Genomic DNA, 8,055 nt, shown 5'->3' with positions numbered 1-8,055 from the left:
TTAGCCGCAACGGCCGGCCTCTCCCTCGCCCCGCCTACATTGCGAAAGCCGGCCTCCTCACGATAAACTAAATCATAGGCTGGCGTAGCTCAGTCGGTAGAGCTACTGATTTGTAATCAGTGGGTCGGGGGTTCGATTCCTCTCGCCAGCACCATATAAAACAGGCACTTAGCGTAGTAAGCTGGGTGCCTTTCCTTTTTCGTGTAAGCGCATTGTAAGCATTTGGAGAAAATCGGGCCTAAAACCGACCCCTGATCTGGCAGAATCTTCACCCCCTGCACAGTCTTTCTCCCCTCTGTCCCATGCCATCTATCAGAATATTATTTAATAATAATATATTATTAAAATTACTTTATAGCGGTTCTGGCGATTCTGCGATTCTGTGGGATACCTCTGCGATTCTTGCGATTCTTGCGATTCTGGAAGGTGTGCCAAGCGTAACCCATTGAAAAGATGAAAGACTGTGCAAAGGAAGATGCCTGTTTTTGCTCTGCGATTGTCTGCGATTGTCTGCGATTCTTGCGATTGTGGGGAGCGCATACGCTGCAAGCTGTTGATATTGCTGGCGCTGGTGTTTTTGGTAGGCTTTGCGATTGATGCGATTGGAGAAGAAAAGACTATGCAGGAAGGTGGCCACCTGTCGGGATTCCCGACAAGTTGCTGGCTCGGTGTTGGATTTGCTGTTGATTTTTCCCATGAGCGCAATTCATGCGGGTGGTCACAATGCGCCCATCATGCGTTCACGATGGGCCGCAAAGCCTTATCGGTGCTGACCATGGCCGTTCACCATGCGGTCATCATGGCGTTTGCTTTTGCCCCTGCATGGGCCGCTGTTGCTGGGGATGGCGTTTGCTTTTGGGATGGTTGCCCATGATACCGCGCAGGATGCGCTACAGGGCAAATAAGGGGGGTTGCTGGGCAGGTTGCCTGCACCAGCTAGGGGTTCAGGTTTTCTTGCGTGTACCGGGTGGCTGGGGAGCCGTCGATGCCTTTGCTTGTTCCTCCAGTTCGGCGGGTGATCGAGCAAACAGCCTTGCCCAAGCCGCCGCGTATCCAATGGGCACTGATACCGATGGTCGGCGCTTAGTCATCGCCGCTGACCTCCCGCCGGTTCTTGATAAACGCTCGCGCCGACCGTATCACTTCAGCGTACCGAGCCGTGTTCCGCCGGTCCTCGCGGGTGTAGTTGCCGTGCACCATCTTCAAATCGGAAAGCCGCTGTTTACCGGCTTCTGATGGGCCTTTGCTGGTCCCGCCGTGCATACGGCACTTGATCTTCCCCTTGACCGCAGGGCTGTTGCATCGCACTCCCGACCGCTTACTTTTTGCATTGCAGCGCAAACATTGTGCAAGTCCTTCTGGCTGATTTTTACTCATGACCCGCTTTCCCCCTGCCCGGTGATCTGGGCGACCTGAGCGTCGCCGTTGACCATGACGGTTTGGTGCTGGACCACGATCTTCTGGGTGTTTTTGTTCCGGTGTCTATCGAGCAGGTCGGCTAAATCCGCGTAGGTTCGCACCAGCCGGGTCGCGCTGTTCCGCAATTTTGCAGCAATATCGCTGGGCTGCTTTGGGTCGTTGGCACGCCGCATAGTCTCCATGCTGCATTGCAGAGCGCCGACCATCATCGTGCATATCTGGGCCTCCATGCCGTCGCGGGGTTCAAGCATACGGATTTGTTCAAGGGCGGTGAGATACAGGTCTTCGCTTGGGCGACCGCGTTGAGGGAAAGCGTTGAGAGCCATCGCAATCATGTCATGGACCGCTGATTCCGATGGCGTCCTGAGAGTATTTTCTGCCACTGCCGCAGCTCGCAGGTCTTCTATCGCCGCGCCGTGGGGACCGATTGGAGCTTTGCGACCCGGCTTGGCCGGTATGACCTGCAACTCGCTGCCGCTGGGCTTCTGTTTCACTTTCGTTGCCATAAATACCTCGTTTTCGTGATGGGGGTAGGGATGCCGCACGACCTGCTATTCAAGGCCGTAGCGGGCAGATTTGAGGGGTTAGCGTTCATTCTTGATACCTCCAGCCGTGGATGCGAGTCAGAATCTTTCGATAGTCAGCAAGGCTGATGACCTCGCAATCCTCGAAGCCGGGTATATCGCTGTAATCGTCCGAGGCCGGTGCATCCTCCTCCCGCTGGATGGCCTCCCGCTCAAGAGCCGGATATGGGTCCGGCAGATACTTCCGGTAGTAATCACGAAGCGCCACATTAGCCTCCTTGCCGTAGAGCCGGATTTACTGAAACGATGGAAGACTTGCCGACCTTGGATACGCGGACCCGGTGGCAGGCCACAAGCTCCTGCAAGGCTTTGTCGAGTGCTGATCTTTTGCGCGTATCCGCCGGTCCCTTGTGCATGATTGTGGTGGCGCTGACCGGACCCTGCTGTTGCAGTAACCATGCGTCCAGCCGCTCCGCCGCGATCTGGTCGGCGGGCTGGGCAATCTCTCCAAGGAAGCGTTTACCCTCGAATAAATGCCATGTAACGATGGCCGCCGCCGCCTCCACATGCTCCGCGCTGATCTGACCAGATGGACCGTGCTCGAACAGGTGGAACAGGCAAGCAAGCCGTGCAACATTTTCAGCCGCTTTGCTGGCAGAGTCTTTGTTGTCGGCGAACTCGCGGTCGGGGAGCAGCTCGCCCTCGATACCGTCATGGAAGCTGACCCACGCCGTTTTTCCTGCCGGTGATAACGGTACGGTTTTCAAATCGCAGCCGTCGACCAGCAACTCGGTCGCGCCGATCATCGCCTTGAGCCGCGCCGTGAACTTGCTGGTCGCAAGCGTTGTGCCAATGGATTTATAGAAGCGGGTGCCTTGAGTGCTCGCAGGCCAGCTAATCAGGAACCGAGCCGCAAAGCCGCTCCCGCGTGCGATGCCCTTTGAGGACTCGAAGAATTGCCGGACCACACTCTCCTGCACGGCAAGGCCAAGGGTCAGCCGCCCGCTGTTGAGGATGACGCTTGCACCTTCCGTTTTACGATCTGCCCTGATGGGTTCACCAGACCAGAGCTTGTTGAGCGTAGCCAGGCCGCCGGTCAGATTGTCCTTTTTCATGGAATGGCCGCCGAACACGACCCCGGCTTCCGCGCTGATTATGGCCGCGCTGGGCCAGTTGGAAGCCATGCCAGCGATGAGCGCCTCTGTAGTTGTATCGTCCCATAGAGCGCGGGGTACGATGACAGGACGGGGCTTGTTCCGTTCCAAGTCCATGAGCTTTGATTCAAGTGCCCCGACCGGCTTCCCGCCTTTGGCGTCCGCCCGGATGGATGACGTGACCCCTTCGACCTGAGCTTCCCACGACCTGAACTTCGCCGCGTGAATCTTCCTCAGTCCTTTTGCAGATTCTTCTTCTTCGATTTCGTAAGCCCTGATTCCCTCAAGGACCGTTGTGTCGATGGCACTCTTGCGCTCGCCGCTCTCAGCGATGGAAAGAAAATACAGGGAGCAGGGTCCGACTAGACCTTTGTCACGCTGTACGTTTGCCAGCCCTTGCGCCGCCGCTGACAGGGCACTGAGTACCGAAGCCGCCACCAGTGCGGTCGGCGCCTGAATGAAGCCTTGCACCTCCTGCACGGTAGTCTTGATGGGGTCGGGCAGGGCGTCCAATGGATAGGGGTCGCCGACCTCATGTTCGGTGAGTGGTAACGGGTCTTCCCAGTCTGGAGCCGCTGCCGCCGCTGCTTCTTCCGGGGATATTTTGCGGGTGAAGGGAAGGGCACTCATGATGCCCGCCCGACCGGATAGGTGATCGTGCCGAAGTCTGCAAAGGCTTTTCGGAATCGTTGAGGGCACGCGCCGAGATAGGCGATCATTTGGCCTTGGAGCGGTGCGCCCGCGTTGCCGTCCGGGTCCAGAAAACGGATGCGCCCGGTCGGGAAGCAAACAGCACTCGCCGCGTCGAGCAGAGTCTTTCCCCATTTAGTTTCTGTTCCATTGTTCACCAGCACGACCGCTTGCTCGATTTCGCCAGATTGAAACTTGCCGACCGCCGCCTCGCAGAAAAGCCGTATCAGCGGTTGTGCATACGGTGGATTAAGCCAGACCCTACCGTGCCAAAATTGGCTAAGTCCGTCCTGATCTTTGGTGAAGAACGTGGTCGCGCCGACCGCCCGGTTCGCAATGGCCGACGATGCCGGGTCGCAGTCGATTTGACCCATAGTCTGCCGTGCCGCGTCGAGATAGAGCAGGGGCGTGTACCATTCATTGTTGCCGGAATTGCTTGATACATGAGCCATGTTCAAATCCTCCCGCCGCGCAGAGATTGCGCTGCAAGTCGCTTGTCGCCGCCGTGTTGCAGCTTTGCGTAAAGGTCAAATGGGTCGTGCCAGAAGTGGTCGCCGAGCGCGTCGCTGTGGTGGCTGAAAGCGCGACCATCCTTCACGATGACGCCAGCTTGACCGGAGTGGCTGTTAGGGCTGACCCACTTTTTTCCGCGCCGTTTATAGCCGCTGGCCTCCAGAATCTCCTCGACCGGATGTTCTCGATTGAAAGCCTCAATGACAGATTCCCGACCACTGAGCGGACCGGGCCTGAATCGCGCCTGCCTGGCCGCTGCTGCATCCTTTTCAGCCCGGAGCACTTCGGTAGCTGCCAGCGCCAGCGATGAGCCTTGGAGCCAATCGCCGGTCGTTGAGCAGTAGCACTCATACCGGTCGCGCCGATCTGCCGGTATCGCTGGCAAAATCATCATGCGGGCCGGTTCCGCACATGTAGCGTCGAGCATGTCCGGGGTGATGATGGGCAGGTACTTCAAGGGGAGGGGATACGCCGCCCGGAGCAGTTCCGGTGCAAGACCGTCCTCGATGGGTAGCACGACCCGGATGCGCCGAGCTTCTGGCTTGTCGCTGTAGGTGGTCCAGACGGCAAAGGCCAGACCGAGACCTCGCAAGTCTTCTGCAATGGCTGTTGGCGCTGGTATCGCCGGGCCGCCTGCCTGCTGTTCAAGGTCGTAGGCGATGGCGGTCACGGTTAAGACGTTTTCCCGGTTGCGCCACTGTTTACTGAAGGTGCCGAAAACAGCGCCGGGACCGTCCTTGTCGGGCCTGATCTTGGGATACTCAAGAGCCTTGCAGAATCTCGCCCATGTAATGCTGGTGGGCTTAATCGCAGGCTGCCGGATGGCTTGGACAATGCCAAATTGGAAGGTCGCGCTATTCATTGCCGCGACCCCAAAGCCGCGCAATCTCGACCCCGATCCCGTCCGATAAAAAGCGACCGATGATGCAAGCTGAGTCCGTCGCATGCTCCACTTTCTGCAAGGAATCCAGCGCGTTGAGCAGGTGCCGCAGAGCTTTGATTGATGTATGATTGACAGGTGCGTTGTACTGCTGGGCGTTCTCGATAGGGGCGCTCATTTTTATTGTCCCGTATTCAAGCGGGCCTGAGACTCAAGCCACGAATTGAGGTCTTTGCCAAGATACAAGACTGAGCGCCCGACCTTGATATAACGCGGGCCATTGCCTGCCCACCTGCTACGCTCTGCCCATGACTTGGACTTGTTGACCCGCTTCACGAACTCGACCTGATTATAGGTCTCTCCATCTTCAAAGATTTGTGCCGCCATTTGTGAATCCTCATATCGTCACGGTTGCTGATAACCACATGACAATTATGGGGATAGGAAAACAGTTAAAAAAACGAATAACGGTGTATGCTGGTTATGGATAACAGGCACTAAAAAAGCCCCCATGAACAGGGGCTTATGCGGGGCATAAAATGCCGTTAAATGCTGGCTTGGGTTTTACTGCTTTTGCTGCTTTATGTATTCCTTGCAGAGGTTCACCTTAAAGCGGTCTTTTGCCGTGCTCCAAGCTACGCTGTACTTAGTGCCAAGTCTTGCCGCGATCGTCTTTTGTGTTGGCATTTCTCCATTTAACTCGTAAAGCCTCAAAGCGATCTCGTTTGCCTCAGCCTGTACGTTATCGCCGAGTTTACCGAGTTTACTAAGGGGCCGCCCCTTGGCTTTGCCGGTAATGACCCGGGTGCCGGGAATGGGTTGGTCGTCCCACTGTATAGAATCGCTCAGGGCGTCTGCCCATATTACCGGGGCCGCGACCTTGGATGTTTCAATCCATACGCGAAAATCAGCAAGGGACACCATAAGGCCGGGGTCCTCAATCATCATCAGGCCACCCACTACGGGGGCAATCGGTGCCGGTTCAATGCCGTACAAAGGCCAGCGCCGAGCGGGGAGGGTGCCGAGATGAATGCAGCGTTTCAGGTATGCTTGGATTTGATGCAGTCGCTCCAATTCGTCAAGGGTGTAGTTGGAAAACGCGCCGATGGGCAGAGCCTTAAAATTGTTGGCCGCGACCGCCGCTCCAAGATGGCAAACAGCGTCTGCAAACAACATGCGCTCATAGGCCATTATTGCACCTCCCGCAGTTCCACGACCGCAGCGCCAGCCGTGACCCCTGCTGCTGATAAGGTGTAGTCCTCGATGGCCTGCATAGGCTTCCTGAGCCGCTCGATGCTGGTCTGGATGTATCCCGCAGTAACATCGCCGCCGGAGCCGCTCTTATGGTTCACAAGGGCTTTGAGCGCGTAGAACGGCACGTCGACCGCGTCTGCTACGGTGAGGAAGGTCCGCCGTAGGTCGTGCTTCTGAATATCCAGACCGGACAGCTCCGCAGCCTTGTCGATACCGCCGCGCCGGTTGGTAGGACGACCACGTTCGCTACTGAATACGAACTCGTTGTGATGGGGCCGAGCCGCGATCATGCCGGTCAGCCATGCGCCCATAGGCAAGGTGTGGTCGGTGCCGTTCTTTGTGTCCCTGACCGTGAATGTCCTACCCTCAATGGATACGTCGACCCACTTCAAGCTGATGGCTTCGGATGAGCGCAAGCCGGTCAAGAGCATGGTTCGCAGATAATCCCGCGCCGAATCTTGCAAGTCTCCCGTCGCCTGCCACCATGATCTGATCTGGTGTGGTTCCAGATGGCCGGTCCTACGCTGGACCTTGTACATGCGTTTTTTCAGCACGGCGGTCGCATTGCTGGCGATGATGGGCAGGTCGTCGCCGGTGCGATATTGCTCTTGCGTGAAGTTCAACAAGAGTTTCAGATACCGAGCGACCTTGTTGGCCGTCGCCTGCTTTGTCCCGCCTGTTTTGGGGTTGAACTCTTTGCCGATCTTGGCATGGAGCTTTGCCACCATATCCCGCGTGATCTTGGTCACAGGCTTGTTCATCCATGCAGCGCAATGAATGTTGAGCGTTCCCTGCAAGTCTTTTGCCGTGGAAGCCTTCACGGTGCCCATGTCGAGATAGTCTGCAATCACTTCCCGCAGAGTCTTTGCCTGCACTTCCTCGGTGGCCTTCGCAGCAATGGGGTCGTTGCCGCTGGCGATCTCGCCAATGTGGGTCATCGCCAGTTTACGGGCTGCCTCCGCTGTGATCTCTGGATACCTGCCGAGCGTGACCCGCCGGTCCTTCCCGCCGATGCGCTTCTGCACAATGAAGGTCTTGGTCCCGCCGCTGGTGACTCGCAGACCGTAGCCTTTGACCTCGGTATCCCAGATAAACGCTTGCCCGGTGGCAGGGGCTTCCGCGTCGTCGACCGCACCCTTGTTGATCTTCGTTTTCAGACTCGCCATGACCACTTCCTCCAGAATCGCAAGAATCGCAAAGAATCGCAGACGCATTTTGCAGGGGTTTTTGCCTTTCCACCCTTTATGATTCAATAAGTTACGATTCACAATCGCAAGAATCGCAAGAATCGCAAGGGGTACACCAGAAAAACTGACCCGCACCTACTGACTGCCAATCAGTAGTTCAGAAAAATAATGTAAGCACTTTGTAAGCAGATGAGCGAAAGCCGCCGCTTACAACTTCAAACGAAGTATAGCCTATGGTGGCTAGTATTTCAAACGATTGCGGGCTTTTGTGTGTCGAGCTAAAACAGGCTAAAACAGGGCTACAAAGGATTTGTAATCAGTGGGTCGCGGGTTCGATTCCTGCCGCCAGCACCACAAATCAAAGACTTACGTGACTTCGTCCGCAGGTCTTTTTCTTTGGTAGACATATAGTAGACGGTAGGAATCCAATTCCA

11 protein-coding genes and 1 tRNA gene are annotated in these 8,055 nt (G+C 56.5%); 2 read left to right on the top strand and 10 right to left on the bottom strand.

The features are described from left to right. Window positions 1–78: 78 nt before the first annotated feature. Window positions 79–154: transfer RNA gene (locus ACYCUK_RS21810), tRNA-Thr, on the top strand. Window positions 155–475: 321 nt separating this feature from the next. After that, complete coding sequence (locus tag ACYCUK_RS21805) at window positions 476–874, top strand: hypothetical protein (protein ID WP_461596724.1); 399 nt, start codon at window positions 476–478, stop codon at window positions 872–874. A gap of 209 nt (window positions 875–1,083) precedes the next feature. On the opposite strand, the gene ACYCUK_RS21800 is transcribed toward ACYCUK_RS21805, so the two are convergent. The 10 genes from ACYCUK_RS21800 to ACYCUK_RS21755 all read right to left on the bottom strand — a co-directional run bounded on the left by ACYCUK_RS21800 (window position 1,084) and on the right by ACYCUK_RS21755 (window position 7,648). After that, entirely contained in the window at window positions 1,084–1,377 is a 294-nt protein-coding gene (locus tag ACYCUK_RS21800) for an HGGxSTG domain-containing protein (protein ID WP_461596723.1), read from the bottom strand. Continuing rightward, window positions 1,374–1,925 (bottom strand): hypothetical protein, encoded by a 552-nt coding sequence (locus tag ACYCUK_RS21795; protein ID WP_461596722.1) that lies wholly within the window; start codon window positions 1,923–1,925, stop codon window positions 1,374–1,376. Before ACYCUK_RS21795 ends, ACYCUK_RS21800 begins: the two co-directional genes overlap by 4 nt. Window positions 1,926–2,010: 85 nt before the next feature. Further along, complete coding sequence (locus ACYCUK_RS21790) at window positions 2,011–2,211, bottom strand: hypothetical protein (RefSeq protein WP_461596721.1); 201 nt, start codon at window positions 2,209–2,211, stop codon at window positions 2,011–2,013. A gap of 1 nt (window position 2,212) precedes the next feature. Further along, window positions 2,213–3,727 (bottom strand): YfjI family protein, encoded by a 1,515-nt coding sequence (locus ACYCUK_RS21785; protein ID WP_461596720.1) that lies wholly within the window; start codon window positions 3,725–3,727, stop codon window positions 2,213–2,215. Beyond that, window positions 3,724–4,239, bottom strand: a complete 516-nt coding sequence (locus tag ACYCUK_RS21780) for a DNA N-6-adenine-methyltransferase (RefSeq protein ID WP_461596719.1) — start codon at window positions 4,237–4,239, stop codon at window positions 3,724–3,726. The genes ACYCUK_RS21785 and ACYCUK_RS21780 overlap by 4 nt, the downstream gene beginning before the upstream one ends. A 2-nt stretch (window positions 4,240–4,241) precedes the next feature. Further along, entirely contained in the window at window positions 4,242–5,162 is a 921-nt protein-coding gene (locus ACYCUK_RS21775) for a hypothetical protein (RefSeq protein ID WP_461596718.1), read from the bottom strand. Further along, window positions 5,155–5,358 carry a hypothetical protein gene (locus tag ACYCUK_RS21770; protein WP_461596717.1) on the bottom strand — a complete coding sequence of 68 codons (204 nt, stop codon included), beginning with the start codon at window positions 5,356–5,358 and terminating at the stop codon, window positions 5,155–5,157. Before ACYCUK_RS21770 ends, ACYCUK_RS21775 begins: the two co-directional genes overlap by 8 nt. Before the next feature lie 2 nt (window positions 5,359–5,360). Next, window positions 5,361–5,567, bottom strand: coding sequence for a helix-turn-helix transcriptional regulator (locus ACYCUK_RS21765; RefSeq protein ID WP_461596716.1), 207 nt, complete (start codon window positions 5,565–5,567; stop codon window positions 5,361–5,363). Window positions 5,568–5,744: 177 nt separating this feature from the next. Further along, window positions 5,745–6,371 carry a hypothetical protein gene (locus ACYCUK_RS21760; protein WP_461596715.1) on the bottom strand — a complete coding sequence of 209 codons (627 nt, stop codon included), beginning with the start codon at window positions 6,369–6,371 and terminating at the stop codon, window positions 5,745–5,747. Next, window positions 6,371–7,648, bottom strand: a complete 1,278-nt coding sequence (locus tag ACYCUK_RS21755; RefSeq protein WP_461596714.1) for a tyrosine-type recombinase/integrase — start codon at window positions 7,646–7,648, stop codon at window positions 6,371–6,373. The genes ACYCUK_RS21760 and ACYCUK_RS21755 overlap by 1 nt, the downstream gene beginning before the upstream one ends. Window positions 7,649–8,055: the final 407 nt, after the last annotated feature.

It is taken from the genome of Thiomonas sp. (assembly GCF_054608695.1).
Note: the sequence above shows the minus strand (reverse complement) of the source record. Positions and strands in the feature narration are given on the sequence as shown.